Consider the following 25,350-nt stretch of genomic DNA (forward strand, 5'->3'; position numbering starts at 1 on the left):
TCGATGACGCTCTCTCGCGCCGCGTTCATCTGGGCGGCGCTGGGCCTCGCGGTGCTTGCCGTGTTGGCGGCGTCGCTCACGCTGGGCAGCGTCGCGTTGCCGTTGCCGCGTGCGCTCGGTGCGTTGCTGCATGCGCGCGCGACGAGTCCCGATATCGCCGATGACATCGTGCTCACGCTGCGTCTGCCGCGTGCGCTCGCGGGCTTCGCGTCCGGCGCGTTGCTCGCGCTGGCGGGCGCGGTGCTGCAAGTGCTGTTGCGCAATCCGCTGGCAGAGCCCTATGTGCTCGGCGTGTCGGGCGGCGCGGCTGCGTTCGCGCTCGCGGCCATGCTCGTCGCCGCGCCGTGGTGGGGCGTCGATGTCGCCGCGTGCGCGGGTGCGTTTGCATCGATCGTGCTGGTGCTCGGGTTGTCGCAGCGCGACTTGCGCCACGGCGGCCACGATGCGACGCCGAGGCTCCTGCTCACCGGCGTCGTGATCGCGGCGGGATGGGGCGCGCTTATCACGCTGATTCTGAGCGTTGCGCCGGAGAACCGGCTGCGCGGCATGCTGTTCTGGCTGACGGGCGATCTCAACGGCGCGGGTTCGCCGTGGCCCGCGCTCGTCGCGCTTGCGATTACCCTCGCCATGACGATTCCCGTCGCGCCGCAACTCAACGTGCTTCTGCGCGGCGATGCCACCGCCCGCGCGCTCGGCGTGCCGGTTTCGCGCTTGCGTTTGCGGATGTATCTCGCCGCATCGCTCGCGGCGGCGGCAGCGGTGACGACGGCGGGCACCATCGGTTTCGTCGGGCTCGTGGTGCCGCACTGTCTGCGGCTCGCGTTCGGCAACGATCAGCGCATGTTGCTGCCTGCCGCCGCGCTTGCGGGCGGTCTCGCGGTGATGAGCGCGGATCTCGCGGCGCGTACGGTCATCGCGCCGGCACAACTGCCGGTGGGCGTAGTGACCGCGCTTGTCGGCGTGCCCATGTTCCTGTGGATGCTGCTGCGGAGGCCGCGATGAATCTTAATCTCGATGGCATCGCGCTGCATGCCGGAAATCGCACGTTGATAGGCGATCTGACGCAGACGTTTCAAGCGGGCGAGATGTGGTGCATCGCCGGGCCGAACGGTGCGGGCAAGACGACGCTCATCGATGTGCTGGCGGGATTGTCGATGCCCGCATCCGGCACCGTCACGCTCGGCGATCGCACGCTGCACGCGTGGCGCGACATCGATCTGGCGCAGACGCGCGCCTTGATGCCGCAAGCCCTGCACGATGCCTTCAGCGCGTCCGTTTTAGATACCGTGCTGCTCAACCGCTTTCCGTATCTCACCGGATGGGGCTGGGAAAGCGCCGATGACCGCGCCGCCGCCCGCGCCGCGCTCGATATGCTCGGCCTCGCTTCTTTCGCCACGCGCGATGTGCTCACGCTCTCGGGCGGCGAACGTCAGCGTGTCGCGCTCGCGGGCGTGCTCGCTCAAAACACGCCGCTCATGCTGCTCGATGAACCGCTTGCGCACCTCGATCTGCATCATCAGATCGACTGTCTGGACGCCTTGCTCGACGCCGTGCGCGATCAAAACCGCACGGTGATCTTCTCGTGTCACGATCTGAATCTCGCGCGCCGCTTCGCCACGCACGCGCTGCTGCTCGACGGACGCGGCGGCGCGATTGCGGGCCGCGTCGCGGACGTGCTCACGCCCGAGCGCGCGAGTGCCGCGTTCGGCTATCCGCTCACCCTGATCCGCGAGGGCGATGTCGAAGCGCTCGTGCCCGCGATCCCTCATCGATAAAGGAAATGCGATGTCCTTCTCCGACGCACTCCCGATGCCGCACGCGCTCGACCGTTCCATCGAAGCCGATTTGCGCCGCGTCATCGATACCAAGACGAAGCCGCCCGGCAGTCTCGGGCGGCTCGAAGCGCTCGCCTTGCAGATGGGTTTGATCCAGCAGACGACGCAGCCGCGCATCGAGCGTCCCGCGATGATCGTTTTTGCCGCCGATCACGGCATCGCGCAGGAAGGCGTGAGCGCGTATCCGCAGGAAGTCACCGCGCAGATGGTGGCGAATTTTCTGGCGGGCGGCGCGGCGATCAACGCGCTGTCGCGTTCGGTGGGCATGACGCTCGAAGTGGTCGATGCAGGCGTCGCCGCGCCGATTCCGCTCGAAGGCTACGAGGCTTTGTCGCTCGGACGCGGCACACGCAACTTCGCCAGGGAACCGGCGATGACGCGCGACGAAGCGCTCGAAGCGATTGCGCGTGGCGCGGCGCGTGTGCGGCATCATGCGTCGCTTGGGACGAATGTGATCGGATTCGGCGAGATGGGAATCGCGAATACATCGGCGGCGGCGTGTCTGATGAGCCGTTTGTGCGATGTGTCGATCGACGAATGCGTGGGACGTGGCACCGGGCTTGACGATCGCGGCGTCATCCACAAACGCGATGTGCTTTCGAAGGCGCTTGCATTGCATCCGGTCAGCGACAATCCGCTCGATACGCTCGCCGCTTTCGGCGGCTTCGAAATCGCGATGATGACGGGCGCGTACCTCGCCGCCGCGCAGGCGCGCATGGTCGTGCTCGTGGATGGTTTCATCGCGACGTCCGCGTTGCTCGTGGCGTCGAAGCTCGCGCCGCATGTGCTCGATTACTGCGTTTTCGCGCATGCTTCGAACGAGGCGGGGCATCGGCGCATGCTCGCGCATTTCGATGCTTCACCGCTCCTGCAACTCGATCTGCGTCTGGGCGAAGGCACCGGCGCGGCGCTCGCGTTGCCGATTCTTCGCGCGGCGGTGGCGTTCGTCACCGAGATGGCGAGTTTCGAGTCGGCGGGCGTGTCGGACAAGAACGCCTGACGCGATGAATCCGCTCGACGAACTGCGCTACTTCTTCACCGCGCTCGGCTATTTCACGCGCGTGCCGGTGCCGCGCTGGGTCGGTTTCGAGCGCGATTATCTGAACGCGGCGGCGCGGTATTTTCCGCTCATCGGCGCGATGGTCGGTGGAGTGGCAGCGCTGGTTTATCTCGTTGCGATGCGCGTGTTTCCCGCAAGCGTCGCCGTGCTGCTTTCGATGACGTCGACGCTCGTGCTCACGGGCGCCTTCCACGAAGACGGCCTCGCCGATTGCGCCGATGCGTTCGGCGGCGGTTATACGCGTGAGGACGTGTTGCGGATCATGCATGACTCGCGTATTGGCGCCTTCGGGGCGATTGCGCTGGTCGTCGCGTTGATGCTCAAGTGGCAGACGCTTGCAGCGCTTCCATCCTTGCGTGCAGCGTGGCTGATGCTCTCGGCGCACGCCGCGAGCCGCGTGTTCGCGATCAGCTTTCTCGTCACGCTCGATTACGTGCGCGCGGAAGGGAAGGCGAAGCCGGTCGCGCAGCGCATGAGCGTTTCTTCCTTCGCGATGGCTTGTGTTTTTGGGTTGCCTTGGCTTACGTGGCTCGACTGGAAGCTCGCTTGCGTGACGTTCGGTTTGCTTGCTATTTTGCGGTTTGTGCTTGGACGTTACTTCGTGAAGCGCATCGGCGGTTATACGGGCGATTGTCTGGGCTTCGCGCAGCAGGTGTTCGAGATCGCGGTGTATTTGATTGGGCTGGCATGGATATCGTTCTGATTCGGCATCCTGAGCCTTTGGTCGATGCGGGTGTTTGCTATGGGCAGACTGATCTTTCTTTGCGTGAGGATGTGGCGGTGGCGGCGCTTGAAGTGCAGGCGCGCATGGATTCGTTAGGCGTTCCTGCATGTGAAAACGGCTGGCACACGAGTCCTTTGCAACGATGCCTCTCGCTTGCACGCGCCTTGCCTTGCGATGCAGACGTGCGCATCGATCCGCGTCTCTCGGAGATGGATTTCGGCGCGTGGGAAGGGCTTCGCTGGGATGGCATCGAACGTTCCCTGATCGATGCATGGGCGGCGGATATTCTCGATGCGAATCCGCATGGCGGTGAAAGTCTCGCGCTTTTCTCGCGGCGTGTGATGTCTTGGTTTGAGGATGTTTGCGCGCGGGATGCGTCGATTGTTCACGTCGTGTCGCATGCAGGCGTGATGCGCGTGTTGACGGCGCATGTGTTGGGTATCGGTGTTGATGGCGCGTTGCAATGGCCGTTGGAGTTTGGTGGGATCGTTTGGCTTAGGAGGGTGGGGGTGAGGTGGGTAGTTGTGCGGTGGAATGCTTGAGGCGTTGTTCTGTTGCGCAAGGGGCTGCTGCTGATTGTGTCTTTATTGCAGTAGCCGCCTCCCCGGCGGGGGGGTAACTTTCTTTGCTGCTGCAAAGAAAGTCACCAAAGAAAGCAGCTTTTTACCCCATGCTCGCTGGCTGGAAAGTGTTGGTCTGGATTAACGATACAGTGGCCGCAATAGGACTTGCCTCGGTTGGTTAAGCGCGTGGGCAACCTGGCGATTACGCGCTCGAATCCTTGAGTCTTAGTGGACCGCATTCATTCGTTCGGCCATGCGCTGCGCGCGCCGAGAGCTCTAGAACGGAACCCCGCAGCGTATGAGTGCCCAGCCACATCACACCGCATCGCACCTCTCCCATTGGGCCCAACCTTGGTAAGCGCTTCTGGGCAAAGCTTGTACACCAACGCAAGTCACCTTTTAGTCGGAGCACTAATCAAGGTAGGGCCGAATAGCAATCTTGCGGGGAAGCGTGATGTGGCTGGGCGCTGATAGGCTGCGGGATTCCGTTCTTACTGTCTCGGCGCGCGAAGCGCATGGCCGAAAGAATGAATGCGATCCACTAAGCGTTGATTGCTCGGGCGTGTAATCGCCAGGTTGCCTAAGCGGCAAGTTATGCGTGGCAAGTCCTATTGCGGCCACTGCACCCGTTAATCCAGACCAACACTTTCCAGCCATCGTGCATGGTGTAAAAAGCTGCTTTCTTTGGTGACTTTCTTTGCAGCAGCAAAGAAAGTTACCCCCCCGCCGGGGAGGCGGCTACTGCAATAAAAGCCCAAACAACAGAAGCCCCTTGCACGATACGTAGACAGCAGCACACTCAACGTTCATCTCCGCCCCCGCGCCTTCTCCAAATCCCCACACAACGCCTCCATCCCCAGCGCGATACGCGGCGTCGGCCGATTGATCACATCGCCATCGATGCCGAACAGATTGCCGCGCGATACCGCCATCAGCGATGGCCATTGCTTCCACCGCTCAAGCGCGGGCAACGCACGATCCGGCCTCGTCGCGCCCGGCGTCGCGGTCACGATGACTTCAGGATTGGCCGCCAGCACCGCTTCGGTCGAAAGCGTCGGCACGCGCGACGTTTCGCCAGCGAAAACATTCACTCCGCCGCATGACGTAATCACTTCGCTGAACACGTTGTCGCGGTTCAGCGTCATCAATGGATCGTCCCAGACCTGATAGAACACGCGCACCGGCGCGCGCTGCGAATAACGCGTGCGTAGGTCATCGATCTTTTGCGTAAATTCGGATGCCGCTTCGTGCGCGCGGCTCTGAGTGCCGAGCAAGACGCCGAGTTTGTCGATGTCCGTCGCGATATCAGCCAGATGACGCGGCTCGCTGTAAAAAACCGGAATGCCGAGCGCGCGCAATCGGTCCATCTGCCGATCCGCATTGCCATGCCGCCACGCGACGATCAGATCCGGGTGCAAGGCCACGATGCGCTCCAGATCGAGCGCCTTGTTGTCACCGACGCGCGCAATCGCCTGCGCTTCCTTCGGATAATCGCTGTAGCTCACCGCGCCAACCACGCGCGCGCCACCGCCTGCAGCGAACAGCAATTCGGTGACGTGAGGCGCGAGGCTTACGACGCGCGTCGCGGGTGCGGAAAGCGTGATGGTTGCGCCGCTGTCATCGACGACGGAAAGCGCGGCGAACGCATGCGTCGTGACGCACAAAACACACGCAGCGAGAACGCGCCTCAAACGCCACACTCCGCAAGCGTCCGTTCGAGCCGCGCCCATTCGCCTTCCGCGCCCGGCAATCCGATGCGCAAACTCGGCATCGTTTCTGGTGAGTCGAACAGCCGTGTCCAGATGCCGCGTTCCGCCAGCGCGTGTTGCAAAGCGGGCGCGTGAGGCGTTGGCATCCATGAAAAAAGCGGCGTTGCGTGCACATCGAAACCGCGTGCTGCGAGTAAGCCAGCGAGACGCGCGCCGTCGCGTTGCAAGCGTTCGCGCGTGTCGCGCTGCCACGCGTGATCGTCGAACGCAGCACGCACCGCATGCCGCGCCGGACCGCCGACCGTCCACGCGCCGAGCGCGTCGGCAAGCGCATGAGCCAGCAGCGGCGCGCACAACACGAATCCCGCACGAATACCCGCCAGCCCGAAAAACTTGCCCACCGACCGCAGCACGACTAGACCTTCCCGCGCACTCTCGTCAGCAAGCGAAGCAGCAGGATCGACATCCGCGAACGCTTCATCGACGATAAGCGTGCCGCCACGCCTCGCAAGTTGCGCGTGCCAACGCAAAAGCGTCTCGCGCGACACACGCTCGGCAGTCGGATTGTTCGGATTCGCGACGATCACGTGATCGAGCGCATCCGGCAACGCATCGGCATTCACATCGAGCGCGACGATACGATGCCCCGCGCGCCGAAACGCCGGCGCATATTCACCGTAAGTCAGCGGCGCGACGCCCGCGACACCGCGCTTGAGCAACTCAGGCAGCGCGCGGATGGCGGCTTGCGAACCGGCAACCGGCAACGCCAATTCAGCGCCGTAATACCGCGCGGCGCACGCGGCAAGACCATCGTCATCTTCGGGAAGACGACGCCACGCATCCGGCGGCACGGGCGGCACCGGATAGCCACACGGATTGATGCCTGTCGACAGATCGAGCCAATCCTCCGGCGCGATGCCATAGCGACGCGCCGCATCGAGCAAATTACCGCCGTGACGAATGGGCATCGAAGAAAAATCAGCCATGACCCGCCGCACTGAAAATCGCCAGCACCAGAAGGAGCGCGAGCCACAGCAACATAGCGCGATCGACGAGGCGCAACGCGCGCACGACATCGCGCGGCGTCGCATCGTGCCCGACACCGAGCGTCGGCCGCGTTTCGAGCACGCCGTGATACACCGCCGCGCCGCCGATCAGCACGTTCAGGCTGCCCGTGCCCGCGGCCATCACGGGACCGGCGTTGGGACTGTCCCACGCGCGCGCCTGCGTGCGCCAGCAATGCCACGCCATGCGCGTGTCGCCGGTGAGCGCGTAGCTCGCGGCGGTCAGGCGGGCGGGGATGAAGTTGAGCGCATCGTCGATGCGTGCCGCCGCCCAGCCGAAGCGCAGATAGCGCGGCGTGCGATAACCCCACATGGCGTCGAGCGTGTTGGCGAGACGGAACATGAGCGCGCCCGGACCGCCCGCGACGAGGAACCAGAACAGCGCGCCGAAGATCGCATCGTTGCCGTTTTCCAGCGCGGATTCGACGGCGGCACGCGAGAGCGCGGTTTCATCGGCCTGCGATGTATCGCGCGACACGATGCGCGAAGTCAGCGCGCGCGCGTGCGGCAGATCGCCGAGACTGAGCGCGCGGGCAATCGGCGCGATATGTTGACGCAGACTCTTGGCGCCCAGCGCAAACCACAGCAGCAGCACATGCACGAGCCCGGCATACGCGAACGGCAGCACGCTCACCACCAGCCACGCGATGCTCACCGGCGGCGCGACCACGACGAACCACGCCAGCATGCCCGCCGGCCGCGCGCGACGCCCCGTGTTCAGCCGCGCCTCGATACGCGCCGCCATCTGTCCGAAGCCGACGAGCGGATGCCGCGAACGCGGCTCGCCAAACAACCGGTCGACGATCACGCCGAGCACGGCAAGCAGCGACATGGCGTAGGCGGAGAGCAGGAGCATCTTGCGTCAGCCCTTGAGGACGAGTGGCAGGCCGGCGGCCATCAGCACGGCGCGCGTGCTCGCGGCGGCGACACGCTGATTCAGGCGGCCGAGTTCATCGACGTATGAACGCGTGACCGCGCCCATCGGCACGACGCCGAGACCGATTTCGTTGCTCACGACGATGATCTTGCCGCGCGCGTGCGTCAGCGCTTCGTCGAAGGCGGCGAAGGCTTTGGTGCCGTCGACGGTTTCATCCGTGAGAAGCAGACGGGCGAGCCACAAGGTCAGGCAGTCGATCAGCACGCATCGGCCGTCGCCTTGAGCGTCACGCAGCGCGCCCGCGAGATCTGCATCCGCTTCGATCAGCTTCCAGTGCGCGGGCCTGCGTTCGCGATGCAGCCGCACGCGCTCGGCGAATTCCGCATCGCCGACATGCGCCGTCGCGATATACGTGACCGGCATGCCGCTTTCGATGGCGAGCCGCTCCGCATGCGCGCTCTTGCCCGAGCGTGCGCCGCCGAGCACGAAAGTGAGGTCGCGTAAGGAAGGGAAGGAGGTCATCGCAATATTGTAACGGCGGGATAAGATGACGCGTTGCCTTCAAACGCCTCAAAGGATTCGTTCGATGCCATTCACTCCACGCGGCACGCTGATGATTCAGGGCACCACGTCCGATGCGGGCAAGAGCACGCTCGTCGCGGGACTGTGCAGGCTGGCGTATCGCAACGGCGTGAAGGTCGCGCCGTTCAAGCCGCAGAACATGGCGCTGAACAGCGCGGTGACCGTCGATGGCGGCGAGATCGGCCGCGCGCAGGCCTTGCAGGCGATCGCGGCGGGCGTGGAGGCGCGCATCGACTTCAATCCGGTGTTGCTCAAGCCGACGAGCGATCGCGGCGCGCAGGTCATCATCCACGGACACGCGCACGCCAATCTCGATGCGCGCGCCTATCACGACTACAAGCTCACCGCGTTCGATGCCGTGCTTGCGTCCTACGCGCGTCTGCGTGACGAGTTCGATGCGGTGATCGTCGAAGGCGCGGGCAGTCCTGCTGAGATCAATCTGCGCGATCGGGACATCGCCAACATGGGGTTTGCGGAGCGCGTGGATTGCCCGGTCGTGCTGGTGGCGGATATCGATCGCGGCGGCGTGTTCGCGCATCTTGTGGGGACGCTCGCGTGTTTGTCGGAGAGCGAGCGGGCGCGGGTGCGGGGGTTTGTCATCAACCGGTTTCGGGGGGATATCGCGTTGTTGAAGCCGGGGTTGGAGTGGCTGGAGGCGCAGACGGGCAAGCCGGTGCTGGGCGTGTTGCCGTATCTGCATGGCCTGACGCTCGATGCCGAGGACATGTTGCCGAGTCAGCCTCATGTGCGCGGCGCGCGGCCTGCGTTGAAGGTGATCGTGCCGGCGTTGCCGCGCATCAGCAATCATACGGACTTCGATGCATTGCGGGCGCATCCTCAAGTGGATTTCGAGTATGTGCGTGCGGGCGGGGCGATTCCTTCTGCGGATCTGATCGTGCTGCCCGGGTCGAAAAGTGTGCAGCGCGATCTTGCCTGGTTGCGTGAGCATGGGTGGGATCGGGCGATCGAGCGGCATCTGCGTTATGGCGGGAAGGTGCTGGGGATTTGCGGCGGGATGCAGATGTTGGGAAGTGAGGTGGATGATCCGGATGGGGTGGAGGGTGCGGCGGAGTGTGTGGATGGGCTTGGGTTGTTGGAGCTTTCGACGGTGCTCACGCAGGTGAAGCAGCTTGAGAATGTGACGGGGCGGTTGACTATCGGCGATTCGCATGCGCCCGTGCGGGGCTACGAGATACACATGGGACGCACGAGCGGCGCGGCGTTGAGCCAGCCTTTCGTCACGCTCGATTCAGGACGCTGCGACGGCGCGCTTTCGGAAGATGGACTGATCGCGGCGACGTATCTGCATGGGGTGTTTGATACGCCGGAAGCGTGTGCTGCGCTGCTGACGTGGGCGGGTGTCGAGGATGCGCAGGGGGTGGATTATCCGGCGTTGCGGGAAGCGTCTTTGGAGCGGTTGGCGGAGGAGATGGAGAAGGCGATGGATTTGGAAGGGGTGGGGAAGATGTTTCGGTGATGGCTCTGGAGGATGTATTAGCCGGTATTCGATCCCTCAGACAGCGTCAGATGAGATATCGACTACTTCAACTGAAGCATGGCCTTCCGGGACGATTCAAGTCGCGGATCTATCTCCGCATACGCGGAGGAACCCGTCTGAAATTGGTGAGTCTCCTGAAGAACCAGCAGCGAAAGGTAGCCCGAGCCAGCGAGAAGGTATGAATGCGCGAAGCCTAATTGGCCTGATCGTCGTCTTCGGAGTAGACGCCCGAGTAAGTGATGGAACCAAGCATACAACCAGCGCTTCCACCGTCAATCAGGCCCTCGCCCATGCCACGCAACACGACGAAGCCTTTGGCACTTGCACCAAGCGCACTGGCGAACAAGCCCGGATTGAACATCCACGGAATCATGCCTCGCGGATCAATCCCTACGATGAAGCCGGAGAGGCTTTCCGATACCAACAGGCCGAAGCTCGTGTCGATGTAAATCGTCATGCCGGCGAAGTCGCCAGGTTTAAGCTCCGTAGGATAAAACCGCCATATCGAACCGCCAGCCTGAAAATCGGTTGTCGCACCGCCGCCGCTTACTGTGTGGCCACCGCGAGGTAGCCGAATATCTGGCAGGCGTAGGGATTTGGGGAGGCGAATGTTAAGCCCAACGCCTGCACCGATACCAGCATACCGATATAGATGCAACTTACCGTCAGGCGCTTTCAACACAAACTTACCGCCAGAGATCAGCAACTCACCGATTCCAACACCGCCCGATCCTGCCGTTTCATAGCTCCACTTACTACCTTCAATCATCGTTACCTCGATTGCGGCCACTTGGTTTTGCGCCGTAAAGGCCGCCGATGATGAAGAGTGAGGAAAAGACCGTTATGTACAGGTGCATCCCCCAAATGCTGAACACATTGTTTAGCATCGCGCCGCGTGGGTCATCCAGCCGATATCGGACCTCCACGCGATCCCCTGTCTCGGTACGGACCGAGGCGCTGCCGGCAAAGGATTCTCTTTTGCCGTCAACCGTCGTGAATGCGACTTCAGGGTGAAAGGCACCGGCATTAAGCTTGACCACCTCGCCCTGAGTGACCACAGAGAGAAACCGAAACTCGAGCGTGGACGGTAGGAATGGGAGTTGAAACGCGAAAAACACAATGCCGATGATGACCGTGTCCCAGTTGATTTTGGAGCGATCGATTTTGAATCTCATCCTTGATGCATCCGATGGCTGACCGAGGCTATGCCGCTTGGGAAGCCCTTGTTGGTCGTCATGTATTCACGTTTGAACTCACTGAAAGAGAGGACGATGCGCTCATAGTGGCCGTAGGCAGACGCATACGGTTCCAAGCGATGAATCATCACTTCCTTGAGGTAAATCTTTAGAAAGTCGGGAGGCGGCAAAACCTTGCCGAGTAGGGAGTTGGTATTTGCTTGTGCGTTTGGACGACGTAACGAGATAACAGCTTGAGGCGCGATCTTGTTTTGTAAAAGCATTTGCATCATGCCGTTGGAGGCCAGATCGACTTCGTGAATTAGTTCGATGCACTCGACCGTTGCCCGATTGGTCGGTGAACTACCGCGCGAGCTTTGATGCATCTCCCATTGCCAGCTCAATATGTCGATTTCTTTTTCATGCCCGATGACATCGCTTTCACCGGTAACGCCGTCAATGCTCAGGAAGATGTTGCTCATGGTTGCTCGCTTGGTGTTTTGCAGCAGAGGTAACTTTCCAGAGTAAAAGCGGAACCAAATGATCGCTACACGGAATTTCTTAAAAGCGGGCTTGAGGGGGTGAAGCAAATTTGAGTGAGCAAATGTGGAACTGAATAGCTGGTTCAGTTCGCTTCCGGTGAAGGCGAGGTGGGGATAGGTGCTCAACATCAATGTGCGTTTATCTCCGCATACGCGGAGGAACCAACGGCGCGGACGCGAGCGCCAACGTTACCCACGGTCTATCTCCGCATACGCGGAGGAACCACCACGCCCCGCAGGGGAATGGTCCGCTCGATCGGTCTATCTCCGCATACGCGGAGGAACCCCCGTAAAGGTGAGAGGTCAACTATCTGCTACGGGTCTATCTCCGCATACGCGGAGGAACCAAGCACGCGAAGGAAGAACTTTTCTTCCCGGAAGGTCTATCTCCGCATACGCGGAGGAACCGTGAGCGTCGGGTAATTCAGTGACGCAATCTGGGGTCTATCTCCGCATACGCGGAGGAACCGCGCCGCCCGTGGGGCATTCGATGGTGAACGAGGGTCTATCTCCGCATACGCGGAGGAACCGCAGGCGGACTGCGTCACGCCGAAGTGCGCGCCGGTCTATCTCCGCATACGCGGAGGAACCTCGGTCGCATCCCAGGTGATCGTCATCGTCGTCGGTCTATCTCCGCATACGCGGAGGAACCAGTCGAACAGATGAGCACGCCCTTGCTGCCTCCGGTCTATCCCCGCATACGCGGAGGAACCGTACTGCAGATAGGCGTGCATCCAAGCTGGAAAGGTCTATCTCCGCATACGCGGAGGAACCCGCGTCATTGAAAGGGTCCATCCCGTATCGCGGGGTCTATCTCCGCATACGCGGAGGAACCACGAACTTGAGAACGAATTCAAAGTAGACGATGGGTCTATCTCCGCATACGCGGAGGAACCTCCCAATCGCCTACCACAATGGAGCCGTAAGCGGGTCTATCTCCGCATACGCGGAGGAACCTCGCATCATCAACCACTCTGAAAGCTATATCTAGGTCTATCTCCGCATACGCGGAGGAACCGATACGAAAAAAGCCTTGATGGGCTCCCAGTATGGTCTATCTCCGCATACGCGGAGGAACCCAGACCGCGTGGGCTGAAGACATGCAGGACGCCGGTCTATCTCCGCATACGCGGAGGAACCCAGCCGAGGGCAAAGACCCATGCAAACAATGTCGGTCTATCTCCGCATACGCGGAGGAACCGTGTATCGCTGCGGCGGGTGCGCTTTCGCTCTGGGTCTATCTCCGCATACGCGGAGGAACCTCGAGTTGAGGAATGGTCAGCATGTGTCACCCGGGTCTATCTCCGCATACGCGGAGGAACCGCCGTCGCGAAGCTCAAGGACGGCGGAATTCAAGGTCTATCTCCGCATACGCGGAGGAACCTTTCCGGAGTTTGTATTGGACTGTGCGGACTGAGGTCTATCTCCGCATACGCGGAGGAACCATCGTCAATTGCGAACAGGGTCAACCGGAATGGGGTCTATCTCCGCATACGCGGAGGAACCCCGTTGTTGATGGCCTCGAGCAGGCCGCGATGCGGTCTATCTCCGCATACGCGGAGGAACCGGAAGCAGGTAGGAAACGACGTGATGCGTGAAAGGTCTATCTCCGCATACGCGGAGGAACCTCCGGCTCGCTGCAGCAGATGGACGGATCGCTCGGTCTATCTCCGCATACGCGGAGGAACCCCTAGATCATAACTGCTTGACCCACAACGAGAAACAGCCAAACCCCTCTTCAAACCGACAATCAATTTTTAGACTCCAAACGATTGCCGGAAAGCAATTAACTTCGTTCAAGCGATAAGCAAAAACCGCATCGCCAAACTCAATAAAGCACCATCTGCGTACACCGAAACATCGCGATCAGCTTGCCGTCACCACTACTCACCACCGCATCCCAAACCTGCGTGCTCCTCCCAAGATGCACCGCGCTCGCCTTCGCCACAATCTTCCCCTCGCGCACCGTCGAAACATGATTGCTTTTCAATTCCAGCGTCGTGAAGTTCGACGCCTTCTCCGGCAGATGCGCGATACAAGCATACCCACAACACGTATCCGCCAACCCGACGACAGTGGCCGCATGCAAAAACCCATTCGGCGCAAGCAACTCAGGCCGCACGACCAATTCACCCGTCAACGCCCCCTGATCCAAGGACACCAACTCCACCCCAAGCAATTCCGGCAAACGCCCCTTCTGCCGCGCGCGCAAAAAATCCAAAGTGACTTCCGGGCGGAGCAATGTCGTCATGTTCGTCAGGTCAGAAGATAAGGATGAACGCACGGCCGTTCGGCCAACATGCCACGCGCCTCAGTTTTGTCGATAATAGCAACGGCTCGCATCATGCAACCGTTCTCATAACACGAATCGCGCGGACCGGCATCGGCCATGTCCCGCGCGCCAGACAACTCCAGGACCTTTCATGACCGTGATCGTAGTGGCAAATCCAAAGGGCGGTGTCGGCAAGAGCACGCTCGCGACGAATCTGGCCGGGCATTTCGCGGCGAATGGCGAGTGGGTCGCGCTCGCCGATCTCGACAAGCAGCGCTCGTCCCACGCGTGGCTCGCGCTGCGGCCCGACACGCTGCCGAAAATCGAAGAGTGGGGCATGGACCCGGATGCCCCCGCCAAACCGCCCAAGGGCCTCGAAAAAGCCGTCATCGATACACCCGCCGGACTGCACGGCAACCGCCTCGGGCTGGCGCTCGACCTCGCCGACAAGGTGATCGTGCCGCTCCAGCCGTCGATGTTCGATATCCTCGCCACGCAAGACTTCCTCGCCCGGCTCGCGAAGGAAAAGGCCGTGCGCAAGGGCGCGATTCGCGTCGGCGTCGTCGGCATGCGGGTGGATGCGCGCACGCGTTCGGCGGATCAATTGCATCGCTTTGTGGAAGGGCTGGAGTTGCCGGTGCTCGGCTTCATCCGCGATACGCAGAACTACGTGCAACTCGCCGCGCACGGCCTGACCATCTGGGATGTCGCCAAGAGCCGCGTCGAAAAGGATCTGGAGCAGTGGGCGCCCATCGTGGAATGGGTCGCCAAGAAATGAAAAAAGCCGGCGTCCTTCGAGGAAGCGCCGGCTTTGTTCAGGCCACTAAGATCACGTCCAGTTCTGCGTCGGCACGTGATCGCGGCTGCCCTTGATATGGTTCTCGCCATCGACGAACACGAGGTTCGGTTTCCAGCCCGCCTGAATCTCGCGCTCGTCCACCTGCGCGAACGCCGCGATGATGACGAGATCGCCCAGTTGCGCGCGCCGCGCCGCCGAGCCGTTCAGCGAGATCATGCCGCTGCCGCGCTCGCCCTTGATGGCATACGTGGTGAGACGCTCGCCGTTGTTCACGTTCCAGATGTCGATCTGCTCGTTCTCCAGAAGGTTCGCCGCTTCCAGCAGGTTTTCATCGATCGCGCACGAACCTTCGTAATGAAGTTCGCAATGCGTGACGGTGGCGCGGTGAATCTTCGATTTGAGCATGGTGCGCTGCATATATTCCTTTCCTCTTGCTTCGGTACTTCAGATTTCCAGATTGTCGATGAGTCGCGTCGTGCCCAGTCTCGCCGCCGCGAGCACGACGAGCGGCGCGTCCTGATCGTCAACGCCCGGCGGCAGCAGATTCGAACGCTTGCGCACGCTGATGTAGTCGGGTTTCCAGCCGCGATTCGTCAACGCGTTCATCGCATCGCGTTCCAGCGCGGCGTAATCGCGCTTGCCGGAGAGCGCTTCTTCGCGCACCTGCTTCAGTTGCCGGATAAGCTGCGGCGCTTCGGCGCGTTCATCGACGCTCAAAAAGCGGTTGCGCGACGACAGCGCGAGACCGTCTGCATCCCGCACGGTTTCCGCCGCGATGATCTCGGTCGGCAACGCGAATTGCTGACACATGGCGCGCACGATCATCAACTGTTGATAGTCCTTCTTGCCGAACACGGCCACGCGCGGCTGCACGCACGACATCAGCTTCATCACGACCGTGCACACGCCCGTGAAAAATCCCGGACGGAATTCGCCTTCGAGAATATCGCCAAGGTTATGCGGCGGATGCACGCGATACTCCTGCGGCTCGGGATACATGTCGCGCTCGGTCGGCGCGAACAGCACGTAGACGTTCTCGTCCTGCAGCTTGTCGATGTCGTCCTGCATCGTGCGCGGGTACTTATCGAAATCCTCGTTCGGCCCGAACTGCAAGCGATTGACGAAGATGCTCGCAACAACCGGATCGCCGTGCTGGCGCGCCAGCCGCATGAGCGACATATGGCCTTCGTGCAGATTGCCCATGGTCGGAACGAAGGCGGTGCGGTTCTGGCCGCGCAACTGGTCGCGCAGTTCCTGGATCGAGCTGATGACTTTCATCGGAGGGGTGTCTCCTGGCGGGCGGCTGACGAATTCAGGCGCACCGGGGAAGGGTAAACAAAAAAGAGGGTTTCAGGCGGGCGAGTACGCGAGCCTCACGTAGATCGGCGCATACGGCTCGGCCTGCGTGATCTCGATCAGCGATTCGCGCGACAGTTCCAGCATGGCGATGAAGTTCACCACGACCACCGGAACACCGCGCGAGGTATCGAAAAGTTCGGTGAACTCCATGAAGCGCGCGGTCTGTAAGCGCCTGAGAATCACGCTCATGTGCTCGCGCACGGACAATTCTTCACGCGTGATCTTGTGATGCTGCACGAGCCGCGCGCGCTTGATGACATCCGCCCAGGCCGTGCGCAGATCGTTCATATCGACGTCCGGAAACCGCTGTTCCGGCGCCTGTTCGATATACACCTCCGCGCGCAGGAAATCGCGTCCCAGTTGCGGCAACTGATCGATCCGTTGCGCGGCGAGCTTCATCTGCTCGTATTCCAGCAGGCGGCGCACGAGTTCGGCGCGCGGGTCTTCGGCTTCCTCGCCGGTGTCGGCCTTCTTGACCGGCAGCAGCATGCGCGACTTGATCTCGATCAGCATGGCCGCCATCAGCAGATACTCGGAGGCCAGTTCCAGATTGTTCTCGCGAATCTGATCGACGTAGCCGAGATATTGCGCGGTGACTTCCGCCATCGGAATGTCGAGCACGTTGAAGTTCTGCTTGCGGATGAGGTAGAGCAGCAGGTCCATCGGGCCTTCGAACGCTTCGAGAAAGACTTCGAGCGCGTCGGGCGGGATGTAGAGATCGGTCGGCAGCTTCCAGAGCGGCTCGCCGTACAAATGCGCGATTGCGACGCCGTCTATCGTGTCGGGCGTCGAATCCGTCGCGGGCGTGGCGAGCGCCACGGCGCGGTCTTCCCGCGTCTCGTCCCGGCGCTCGCTGGGTGCAGACGCGTGCGGCTCGTGGCCGGCTGCGCTCACGTTCAGAAGTTCTGGTAGTAGGCGTAGGACGTCTGGTTGACGCGCGATTCCTGTTGCTGGCGGCGCTCGTCGAGGTCGATCGGCTGCTTGTCCCACAGAAGCGCGCGGCCCTGGCGCTGCTTCTCTTCCAGCTTCGGATTCTTTTCCTTCAACTGAGCGATGAACTGGGTGATGTCCGACTGGTACATGATCCGGCTTCCGAGTGTTCGTTGCGGTTCGTGGATGACACTGATATGCGCTGCGTCACGTGCGTCGCAATTTTACCGCAAGCGTGGCGATGTTCATGTGAATCCGAGCGCGGTGTTTCAGGTATGCGCGCACGACCGTGCGCTCGTTGCGGAACCGATGGCCGTGCGCATCGTCCAAAGGCGCGCGGCGCTTGATTGTGCGGCGTGGCATGGCGCTTGCCTCTGCGCTGCCTCGCGCGGGTTATTTACTTCGCGACAAGCGCTTGCCGCAGTGCGCCTGTGGTGAAATAGCGCCTGCGGTTCCTGCCGCCTCGCCTGAGCCGAGGCATGCGCGACCTTTCAATCTCTTTCCCGATGCCGGAGGACACGTTTGGCGGGCCGTTCGTTTGATCTGCTGCGCGCATGGCTGAGCATGGCGCCGAGACGCCCGATGGCGCTCGCGCGGCCCGATGCGCCCCGCGTCCGCCTCGCGGCCATGCTGATCGGCGTGCTTTCGCTGCTCGCGGCGCTGCCCGCGCAGGCCAAGTACACGGTCGATATCGATGCCCCGCGCAGCCTCAAAAAGCTGCTCAAGGATCACCTCGATCTCTCCCGTTTCGCCAAGCGCGATGACGTCAGCGACGACCAGTTCGACTTCCTCGTCACCGCGACACCGAAGGACGTGCGCGATCTCGTCGCGACCGAGGGCTACTTCACGCCAGTCGTGCGCACGGACGTCACCACCGACGACGCCGGCAAGCGCACCGTGAAACTCGCCGTCGATCCCGGCCCGCAAACGAAGGTCGCCTCCGTGCAATTGCATTTTCAGGGTGCGGTGACGACCGAAGATCGCAATCAGGAAACGGCCGCGCGTCTGGCTTTTTCGGTCAGCGAAGGCGATCCCTTCACGCAAAGCGGCTGGGACGATGCCAAGAACGCCTCGCTCCGTGCGCTTCAGTCCAAGCGTTATCTCGGCGCAAAGATCGTGCGTTCGCAGGCGCGCATCAATCCGCGTTCGCATATCGCGGATTTGTCGGTCACGTTCGACAGCGGGCCGACTTTCACGCTGGGCAAGCTCGATGTGACGGGCACGAAGCGCTATCCATCGTGGATCATCGATCACGTGAATCCCATTCAGCCGGGCGAGATTTACGATGTCGCGCGCGTCAACGAGCTTCAGCGGCAAGTGCAGAACACGCCGTATTACGCGAGCGTCGCCATCGATACCGACAGCGACGTCAACAAGCCGCTCGAAGTGCCGATGCATGTGAAGGTGAGCGAGTATCCGTACAACAGTATCCGCTATGGCGTGGGTTACGCGACGGATACCGGCTTTCACATTCAGGGCGCGTATTCGTATCTGGACACGTTCGGCAAGGCGTATCCGTTCACCATTTCAGGCCGGCTCGATCAGACGCAGCAATATGGCCGCGTGCAACTCGCCATGCCGCCGGATTCGCGCGGCTGGGTGAACGCCGTATTCGGTTCCTACACCATCACGGATGTCTCGGACACGAACATCTACAGCGCGCGCGTGGGCGTGCAGCGCTCGCGTTCGCGGCAGAACATCGACACGACGTTTTCGCTGACGTTCTATGACGACCGCATCACGCAGAATCTGCCGAATCCGTCGACGGCGCGCGCGCTGGTGCCCGCGTGGACATGGGTGCGCCGCAATGTCGACGATCCTTTGTTCCCGCGCAAGGGCAATATCGTGCGCGCGGAGGCGAGCTTCGCCGTCAAGGGCGTGATGACCGATCAGACCTTCGCGCGGCTCTACACCAACGCGCAGCAGTACTTTCCCATCGGGAAGCGCGATCTCGTGCTGTTCCGCGCGGAGTTCGGCGGCGTGTTTACGAGCGGGCCGTCGAGCGGCATTCCCGCGTCGCTCTTGTTCCGCGCGGGCGGCGCGAATTCCGTGCGCGGGTATAGCTATCTGGGCATCGGCAATAACGTGGATGGCTCGGTGCTGCCGACCAAGTACATGGTGACGGGCAGCAGCGAGTATCAGCACTGGTTCACGCACGACTGGGGCGGCGCGGTGTTCTTCGATATCGGCACGGCGACGGATACCTGGAGCGAGCGCGTGTTCCAGCCGGGCGTGGGCGTCGGCGCGCGCTGGCGCAGTCCGGTCGGGCCGGTGAACGTCGATCTGGCGTATGGGTTGAAGAACAAGAGCATCAAGCCGTATCTGACGCTCGGCATCGCGTTCTGACGGCATCGAGGATATCGACAGGCAATGACGGACCCGACCACTCCACCCGACGCCGACGAAGCGCCCGCTTCAGGCGAAGGCAACGACCAAGGCAAGAAGCCGCGCCGCAGCGGCTGGCGTCGGCTCGCGCGCTGGCTCGGCGTGCTCGTGCTGGTCGTCGTGCTGATCGTGGGTATCGCAGTGGGCACGGTGTTCTTCGTGCTGACGACCGAGCGCGGCACGCGTTACGCATGGCAGGCGGCGACTTCGCTGCTCAAAGGCCAGTTGACCGGCAAGCTCGATGGCGGCGCGATCGCCTCCGGCCTGCAACTGCGCGATGTCCACTGGAAGGGCACGGACGGCACCGATATTGCGGTGGACAGCGTGTCGGGCCGCTGGGCGCTCACGCGCGATCCGTTGCGCTTCACGGTCGATTACCTGCATGTCGGTGTGGTCGATGTGCGTATCGCGCCGTCGAACACGCCGAGCAAGAAAACCGAATTGCCGAAGGATCTGCGCTTGCCGATTCAGCTTGCGATCCGCGATCTGAGCGTGGAAAAGCTGCGGCTGCATCAGGGCGCGACGACCACCGAACTCTCCGGGTTGCTGTTCAACGGCCAGAGCGACGGTCAACATCACGAAGCCGCCGTGCGACGGCTCGATACGCCGTTCGGCGCGGTGACGGCGTCGCTGAAACTGGATGGCGGCGCGCGGCCCTTTCCGTTGTCGGGCGATGCAACCTACGCGGGCAAGGTCAGCGGCGAATCCGTGAACGTGAACGCGCGCTTGTCCGGCTCGCTCGAAGACCTGATCGCCGATGCGCAGGCAAGCGGCCTCAAGCTCAACGGCGATGCGCACGTCGAAGCGCTGCCGTTCGCGGATGTGCCGCTGAAGCTCGCCATCGTCACGGTCGATCACGTCAATCCGCAGGCCTTCGCGCCGGGCGCACCGGCCGCCGATCTTGCAGTGCGCGCGGAAGTGAAGCCCGTCGAAGGCGGCGATCCCAAGGCGTTCGTGGTCAGCGGACCGGTGTCCATCGTCAACGCTAAACCCGGCTCCATCGCACAAAAGCTGCTGCCGCTGATCGATGCCCACGCGAACGTGCGCGTCGATGCCACCGCGCAGACCATCACCGATCTGAACGTGCGACTGCTCAAGGAAGCGACGATCACCGGCGGCGGCTCGCTCGCGGGCAGCAAGGGCAAGTTCGATCTGAAGGTGGCGAAGCTCGATCTGAACGCCATCGAGCCAAGCGTGCGGCCGACGGATTTTTCCGGACCGGTGGGCATCGTGCTGGACGGTGACACGCAATCCATCGTGGCCGATCTCAACGATCCGAAAGCGGCCCTCCGCGCACAGGCCAAGGTCAAACTCGACCCGAAGCAGACCACGCTCGACGAAGTAAAACTCACGGTCGGCAAAGGTCGCGTGGAAGCGAACGGCGTGCTGAAAAAGGACGTGAATTCGAGCTACGACCTGAAGGCGAAGTTCGTCGATTTCAATCCGCTGCTGCTGCAACAGCAACTCATCGCGCCAAAGACCGCGCCGGCTTCATCGAAGAAAGCGCCGACTAAAAAATCCCCCGCGCCCGCCCGCGTGATCGAAGCGCGCGTGAACGGCACGCTCGCGGCCACCGGCCAACTCGCGCCGACGCTCACGACCAAAGCCACTTTCAAGCTCGCCGACAGCATGTACGACAACCTCCCGCTGACGGGCGAGGGCACCGTGCAAGTGGTCGGCATGCGCTTGTTGCCGAGTCGCGCGACGCTGTCCGTCGCGGGCAACGATGTCGATCTGAACGGCAGCTTCGGTGCGCCCGGCGACCAGTTGCGCTTCAAGGTCGATGCGCCGCAACTCGAACGGCTCGGCTTCGGCGTGACCGGCGCGGTCAAGGCGGATGGCGATCTGACCGGTTCCATCGCGCATCCGAACGTGGTGGCGAACTATCAGGCCGATGGCGTCGTGTTCGGCGCGAACCGGCTCGGGCATGCAGAAGGTCACGCCGATATCCGCGATGGCTCGAACGGTCCGCTCGTCTTCACGCTGAAGGCGCGCGAGTTCGGCACCGAAGGCATCGAGATCGCCGCGCTTGATGCGAATCTCAACGGCACGCGCGCGCATCACACGCTCGACGTGACGGCAACGGGCAAGGTGCGCGGCCAGCCGGTGAATCTCGCGCTCGGTGCGAACGGCAAGTTCACCGACGCCGCCGACGGCCCGCACTGGGACGGCACCCTCACGAAGCTGACCAACAAGGGCACGCCGTCGCTCAACATGGAATCGCCGCTGACGGTGAGTTACGGGCCGAAAAAGCTCGTGCTCGGCGCGACGAAGCTCGTGGCGGAAGGCATCGCGCTGAATCTGAAATCCTTCGCGATGGAGGGCGGCCGCATTCAGTCCGCGGGCACGCTCACGAATGTTTCCGTGCCGCATCTGCTCGAAGTGCGGCAGGAATTGACGGGCGAGGAGCCGCCGATCCGCACCGATCTCGTGTTCGATGGCGATTGGGATTTCGCGCTCGGCGCCACCGCCACCGGCCACGTGCAATTCAAACGGCGTAGCGGCGATGTCACCATCGACGGCACGCGCGGCGTCGCGGCGCTGGGCATCACGGATATCACCGCGCGCGCGGACTTCACCAACGGCAATCGCCTGAACGCGATGCTGCACGCGCAGGCAAGCCGCATCGGCGTGATCGATGCGGATGTACACACGCCGCTTTCCCCGCGCGACGGCATTCTCACGATCGACGACAACGCGCCGTTGACGGGCGCGATCAACGCGAACATTCCCGAACTGCGCACGACGGGCGGGCTGCTCGGGCCGAGCTATCTGCTGGGCGGACGTATAGCGCTCAAGCTGGCGATTGCGGGCGTGGTCGCGAAGCCGAGTCTGTCCGGCTCGCTCGATGGCGACAATCTCTCCGCCACGGTCGTCGATCAGGGCATTCAGTTGAAGGACGGCATCATTCGGATTGCGCTGTCGGAGAATCTCGTCGATCTCAAGCAGGTCGAGTTTCATGGTGCGAGCGGCACGCTGCGCGCCACCGGCAAGGTGCGGCTCGATCAGCAGCAGCCCGATCTGACGGCGAGCATCATCGCGGACAAGCTGGAGTTGTTCGCATCGCCGGACCGGGAGCTGATGCTCTCGGGCAGCGCGAAAATCGCCAACGCGGGCTTGCAGGGCGGCATGGCGATCGATGGCGCGTTCACCGTCGATCACGCGCTGTTCGATCTGCCGGAAAGCGCCGCGCCTTCGCTCGGCGATGACGTGGTGGTCGAGCGCCCGGACGGCACCATCAAGAACGAGAACCAGAAGTTCACCGCGGCGACGCAGAAGCCGGTCGGGCCGTTCACGCCGCGCGCGAATGTCGCGATCGATCTGGGGCAGAAGTTCCGCTTCAAGGGCGCGGGCGCGGACCTCGGACTGGCGGGCACGATCACCGCGACGAGCGCGCCGAACATGCCGCTGCGCGCGGTCGGCGACGTGCGCGTGACGCCGGGTTCAACGTACACCGCGTTCGGGCGCAAGCTCAACATCGAGAACGGCTTCTTCACCTTCAACGGACCGGTGGCGAACCCTGGCCTCAATATCCTCGCGATGCGTCGCAATCAGGAAGTCGAGGCGGGCGTGCAGGTGACGGGCACGGTGCAGGCGCCGGTCGCCAAGCTCATCTCCGAGCCGAACGTGCCGGACAACGAAAAGCTGTCGTGGCTGCTGTTCGGGCACGGCACGGATCAGGGCAACAACATCGGCCAGCAGAGCGCGATGACGAGCGCGCTGGCGCTGCTCGGCAGCACGGGCGGACGCAAGATCGCGCAGACCGTGGGGCTGGACGAGTTCACGGTGGCATCGAGCGAAGTGGGGCTGACCGATCCGCAGGTGGTGCTGTTGTCGAAGGCGATCAACGAGCGGCTCGTGATCGGCTACGAGCAGGGCTTACAGTCGGCGCAGAACGCGGTGAAGGCAACGCTCGCGCTGTCGCGGTTCTGGTCGGTGACGGCGTATGGCGGGACGTATGAGGGCGTGGATCTTTCGTACACGCGGCGGTTCAATTCGTGGATGCGCTTGCTGTCGATGTCGTCGGGTTCGCGCTCGGCGCAGCAGCCTTCGATGGCGTCGGGCGCGTCGGGGGTGTCGGCGCCGTTGGGGGCGTCGGCTACGGCGGTGGAATCGGATTGATTGAGGCAGTGCGCTAAGAACTCATTCACACGCGCTTTTCGTTCTGAAGCAGGATCAGGATATTCTCAGGACCGTAGGCCGACTTGAGAAGCCCAGCGACGGAAGCCAGTTCCTGGGCGAACTCTTTATCGTTCAGGTGCACCAGAAACAAAGTGTCTGGGACCATACCGAACTCGCCAGCTATCTCACGGTGTAGTGCGCTCGTTGCTCTCGATGCCGAAATCAGAAACTTATGGTCGAAAAAGTCCGGACGGCTCTCTTTGAGCCGTGTCAGCGTTGCGTCCGATGCCGAGGGTAGCCCTTTCACGTAGCAAAATAGATCGACAGACACTTACTTTCCCAAGTCAAGAGTGGTTACGTTGCCTGACCGATCGATGATTAGCACTTCGCGATTCATCGACTAAGTGGGGTGGCGTTGTGCCTGTAGGAAGTCGTACTGACAATAAACACGTCGTGAATAGACTGTTCGTCGGCGATAAACTTCTCAGCCGATCGATTGTTTTCGATTGCCGCCGTTTCATTGAGCGGTGGCATTTTCCCATCCCAGATACAGTCCAGTCGAGCCTCGAACCCGGGGTTATGCCAGATGCCGCCTTCGACACGAAAAACAACGAGCCCATGTTTGCTTGCAGTCCGGCAGACGGCGCGAGCAGCGTCGGCAGTCAGCTTCATCGTGATGCTGCCGTTCAATTCAAAAAACTCGGAAGCTGAGTCGTAACGCTTGCGATAGTCGAAGATCATTTTTATTCATTCCACTTGATTCGTCCGTCTGGGATCCAGTCGGACACGCGCCGGCTGCTGAGTTGAACGATCTCCCCGGTACGATCATTCACGACCACGTAAGCAGAAGGAGATCCATAAACGGATGCCGGATCGTCTCGCGCGACGCCATCCGGAGTTTTTCCGGCGGAACGCTTGTCAATGGTTCTGCCGGTCGCGCCATCCCGCACCGTAGACTCGATATCGGACTGCGACCACCCGCGTTCTTTCATTTGAGCCCGAATCTTATCGTCGATCACGAGCCTTGGACCGGGTGGCGGCCGATCCGAGGTGAACCTGTCCGCGTTCACAACGGGAGATTCTTGACTCGGACCGCTAAATTTCGCGCCCAACCCCAACAACGCAAACCCTGCGACCCCGGCAAATATATCGCCCCATCCCGATCCGAGCGAATCGCCCCACGATTTCAATTCGCTTATGCCTTCGCCAGTGAGAACCACTACGGCTCCCAAGCCAAGCACAGCCTCCAGTCCACCTGCCGCGAAGACGGCAGCGCCTGCAAGGCCCAGCGAAACCACGCCCAACAACTCAAGAGCAGTCTGAAAAGCCGCCTCGGCGTCATAGATGGTAAGAACAGTGACCGCTGCCCCGCCGACGACCACATTCGAGCTTCCCGCTTTGATCGTCGCACCGCATTCCATCTTGTCCGAGGTTCGCGCCATCGGCGCTCCGTTCACCCATACGGTGCTCGATCCTTGCGCGATGCGCACGCGCTTCGACCAGTGATTGAAGTTGTACAGGCCGTTGCAGCAGGCAACCCCGTCGACGCCTGCTCGCTGAGCCCGCTGGCCATTGACAAACGTGTCAGGGGAGCCCGAAGTGAGTGTGCCCGTGGTGGGGTCCGGGATATCGCAAACTTCCTGAATGCCGTGTGCAAGGGAGCCGCCGGAAAGTCCTCCCATGGCGATCGCACCGCCCACGACGGCGGCGATTGCCACGCCACCGGTTGCCACACCCGCTGCAACGATTGCCGCTCCGATCGCGGCTCCGGCAAGCGCGCCTGCGACCATGCCGACCAGTCCGAAGTCATGGCCGATATCGTCACCATGCCGGGCTGCGCTTAATGCCATCGAC

Annotated in this window: 24 protein-coding genes and 1 CRISPR repeat array; of the genes, 9 read left to right on the forward strand and 15 right to left on the reverse strand. The window is 62.2% G+C overall.

Annotated features, from left to right (window positions below; all coding sequences use genetic code 11):
- Positions 1-3 precede the first annotated feature (3 nt).
- Genes ACZCWR_RS05965 through cobC form a run of 5 tightly spaced genes read left to right on the forward strand, consistent with a single transcriptional unit; the run spans position 4 to position 4,161 of the window.
- A complete protein-coding gene (locus ACZCWR_RS05965) occupies positions 4-1,002 on the forward strand; it encodes a FecCD family ABC transporter permease (RefSeq protein ID WP_487303263.1) in 999 nt (332 codons plus the stop codon).
- Positions 999-1,775 (forward strand): ABC transporter ATP-binding protein, encoded by a 777-nt coding sequence (locus tag ACZCWR_RS05970; RefSeq protein WP_487302791.1) that lies wholly within the window; start codon positions 999-1,001, stop codon positions 1,773-1,775. Before ACZCWR_RS05965 ends, ACZCWR_RS05970 begins: the two co-directional genes overlap by 4 nt.
- A gap of 10 nt (positions 1,776-1,785) precedes the next feature.
- Positions 1,786-2,835 (forward strand): nicotinate-nucleotide--dimethylbenzimidazole phosphoribosyltransferase, encoded by a 1,050-nt coding sequence (gene cobT, locus ACZCWR_RS05975; protein WP_487302792.1) that lies wholly within the window; start codon positions 1,786-1,788, stop codon positions 2,833-2,835.
- Between the two features lie 4 nt (positions 2,836-2,839).
- Complete coding sequence (locus tag ACZCWR_RS05980) at positions 2,840-3,598, forward strand: adenosylcobinamide-GDP ribazoletransferase (RefSeq protein WP_487302793.1); 759 nt, start codon at positions 2,840-2,842, stop codon at positions 3,596-3,598.
- Entirely contained in the window at positions 3,583-4,161 is a 579-nt protein-coding gene (gene cobC / locus ACZCWR_RS05985) for an alpha-ribazole phosphatase family protein (RefSeq protein ID WP_487302794.1), read from the forward strand. The genes ACZCWR_RS05980 and cobC overlap by 16 nt, the downstream gene beginning before the upstream one ends.
- Before the next feature lie 827 nt (positions 4,162-4,988).
- On the opposite strand, the gene ACZCWR_RS05990 is transcribed toward cobC, so the two are convergent.
- From ACZCWR_RS05990 to cobU, 4 genes are read right to left on the reverse strand one after another with little or no spacing between them, the layout of a single operon-like run.
- Entirely contained in the window at positions 4,989-5,912 is a 924-nt protein-coding gene (locus ACZCWR_RS05990; RefSeq protein ID WP_487302795.1) for a cobalamin-binding protein, read from the reverse strand.
- Positions 5,870-6,877 (reverse strand): threonine-phosphate decarboxylase CobD, encoded by a 1,008-nt coding sequence (gene cobD, locus ACZCWR_RS05995; RefSeq protein WP_487302796.1) that lies wholly within the window; start codon positions 6,875-6,877, stop codon positions 5,870-5,872. Before cobD ends, ACZCWR_RS05990 begins: the two co-directional genes overlap by 43 nt.
- On the reverse strand, positions 6,870-7,811 hold the full coding sequence (gene cbiB, locus ACZCWR_RS06000) for an adenosylcobinamide-phosphate synthase CbiB (protein WP_487302797.1): 942 nt from the start codon (positions 7,809-7,811) through the stop codon (positions 6,870-6,872). The genes cobD and cbiB overlap by 8 nt, the downstream gene beginning before the upstream one ends.
- Positions 7,812-7,817: 6 nt before the next feature.
- Positions 7,818-8,354: a bifunctional adenosylcobinamide kinase/adenosylcobinamide-phosphate guanylyltransferase gene (cobU, locus tag ACZCWR_RS06005; RefSeq protein ID WP_487302798.1), complete on the reverse strand. Its 537-nt coding sequence runs from the start codon at positions 8,352-8,354 to the stop codon at positions 7,818-7,820.
- Positions 8,355-8,418: 64 nt separating this feature from the next.
- On the opposite strand from cobU, the gene ACZCWR_RS06010 reads away from it, so the two are divergent.
- Positions 8,419-9,891, forward strand: coding sequence for a cobyric acid synthase (locus ACZCWR_RS06010; RefSeq protein WP_487302799.1), 1,473 nt, complete (start codon positions 8,419-8,421; stop codon positions 9,889-9,891).
- 214 nt (positions 9,892-10,105) lie between these two features.
- Here the strand turns inward: ACZCWR_RS06010 and ACZCWR_RS06015 are convergent, their stop codons facing one another.
- From ACZCWR_RS06015 to ACZCWR_RS06030, 4 genes are all read right to left on the reverse strand, one after another.
- Positions 10,106-10,681 (reverse strand): hypothetical protein, encoded by a 576-nt coding sequence (locus tag ACZCWR_RS06015; RefSeq protein WP_487302800.1) that lies wholly within the window; start codon positions 10,679-10,681, stop codon positions 10,106-10,108.
- Positions 10,674-11,087 carry a DUF3592 domain-containing protein gene (locus ACZCWR_RS06020; protein WP_487302801.1) on the reverse strand — a complete coding sequence of 138 codons (414 nt, stop codon included), beginning with the start codon at positions 11,085-11,087 and terminating at the stop codon, positions 10,674-10,676. Before ACZCWR_RS06020 ends, ACZCWR_RS06015 begins: the two co-directional genes overlap by 8 nt.
- Positions 11,084-11,758, reverse strand: coding sequence for an Hcp family type VI secretion system effector (locus ACZCWR_RS06025; RefSeq protein WP_487302802.1), 675 nt, complete (start codon positions 11,756-11,758; stop codon positions 11,084-11,086). Before ACZCWR_RS06025 ends, ACZCWR_RS06020 begins: the two co-directional genes overlap by 4 nt.
- A gap of 7 nt (positions 11,759-11,765) precedes the next feature.
- A CRISPR array of direct repeats spans positions 11,766-13,318; the repeat unit is 28 nt; unit sequence GGTCTATCTCCGCATACGCGGAGGAACC.
- 139 nt (positions 13,319-13,457) lie between these two features.
- Positions 13,458-13,880 carry a PaaI family thioesterase gene (locus tag ACZCWR_RS06030; protein WP_487302803.1) on the reverse strand — a complete coding sequence of 141 codons (423 nt, stop codon included), beginning with the start codon at positions 13,878-13,880 and terminating at the stop codon, positions 13,458-13,460.
- 172 nt (positions 13,881-14,052) lie between these two features.
- On the opposite strand from ACZCWR_RS06030, the gene ACZCWR_RS06035 reads away from it, so the two are divergent.
- Positions 14,053-14,679, forward strand: coding sequence for a ParA family protein (locus ACZCWR_RS06035; RefSeq protein WP_487302804.1), 627 nt, complete (start codon positions 14,053-14,055; stop codon positions 14,677-14,679).
- Between the two features lie 51 nt (positions 14,680-14,730).
- Here the strand turns inward: ACZCWR_RS06035 and panD are convergent, their stop codons facing one another.
- The 4 genes from panD to ACZCWR_RS06055 all read right to left on the reverse strand — a co-directional run bounded on the left by panD (position 14,731) and on the right by ACZCWR_RS06055 (position 17,144).
- On the reverse strand, positions 14,731-15,117 hold the full coding sequence (panD, locus tag ACZCWR_RS06040) for an aspartate 1-decarboxylase (protein WP_487302805.1): 387 nt from the start codon (positions 15,115-15,117) through the stop codon (positions 14,731-14,733).
- A 27-nt stretch (positions 15,118-15,144) separates the two neighbouring features.
- Complete coding sequence (gene panC / locus ACZCWR_RS06045; protein WP_487302806.1) at positions 15,145-15,978, reverse strand: pantoate--beta-alanine ligase; 834 nt, start codon at positions 15,976-15,978, stop codon at positions 15,145-15,147.
- A 72-nt stretch (positions 15,979-16,050) separates the two neighbouring features.
- Positions 16,051-16,878: a segregation and condensation protein A gene (locus ACZCWR_RS06050; protein WP_487303264.1), complete on the reverse strand. Its 828-nt coding sequence runs from the start codon at positions 16,876-16,878 to the stop codon at positions 16,051-16,053.
- Between the two features lie 77 nt (positions 16,879-16,955).
- Complete coding sequence (locus ACZCWR_RS06055; protein WP_487303265.1) at positions 16,956-17,144, reverse strand: DUF3460 family protein; 189 nt, start codon at positions 17,142-17,144, stop codon at positions 16,956-16,958.
- Between the two features lie 409 nt (positions 17,145-17,553).
- Here ACZCWR_RS06055 and ACZCWR_RS06060 point away from each other — a divergent pair, with 409 nt between their 5' ends.
- Both ACZCWR_RS06060 and ACZCWR_RS06065 read left to right on the forward strand, forming a co-directional pair.
- Positions 17,554-19,335 (forward strand): autotransporter assembly complex protein TamA, encoded by a 1,782-nt coding sequence (locus tag ACZCWR_RS06060; protein ID WP_487302807.1) that lies wholly within the window; start codon positions 17,554-17,556, stop codon positions 19,333-19,335.
- 24 nt (positions 19,336-19,359) lie between these two features.
- Positions 19,360-23,496, forward strand: a complete 4,137-nt coding sequence (locus tag ACZCWR_RS06065; protein WP_487302808.1) for a translocation/assembly module TamB domain-containing protein — start codon at positions 19,360-19,362, stop codon at positions 23,494-23,496.
- Positions 23,497-23,521: 25 nt separating this feature from the next.
- Here ACZCWR_RS06065 and ACZCWR_RS06070 read toward each other — a convergent pair whose 3' ends face one another.
- From ACZCWR_RS06070 to ACZCWR_RS06080, 3 genes are all read right to left on the reverse strand, one after another.
- Positions 23,522-23,827 (reverse strand): hypothetical protein, encoded by a 306-nt coding sequence (locus tag ACZCWR_RS06070; RefSeq protein WP_487302809.1) that lies wholly within the window; start codon positions 23,825-23,827, stop codon positions 23,522-23,524.
- A gap of 62 nt (positions 23,828-23,889) precedes the next feature.
- Positions 23,890-24,237 (reverse strand): colicin immunity protein, encoded by a 348-nt coding sequence (locus tag ACZCWR_RS06075; protein WP_487302810.1) that lies wholly within the window; start codon positions 24,235-24,237, stop codon positions 23,890-23,892.
- Positions 24,238-24,239: 2 nt separating this feature from the next.
- Entirely contained in the window at positions 24,240-25,346 is a 1,107-nt protein-coding gene (locus tag ACZCWR_RS06080) for a colicin E5-related ribonuclease (protein ID WP_487302811.1), read from the reverse strand.
- Positions 25,347-25,350 lie beyond the last annotated feature (4 nt).

It is taken from the genome of Caballeronia sp. A2-2 (assembly GCF_057612605.2).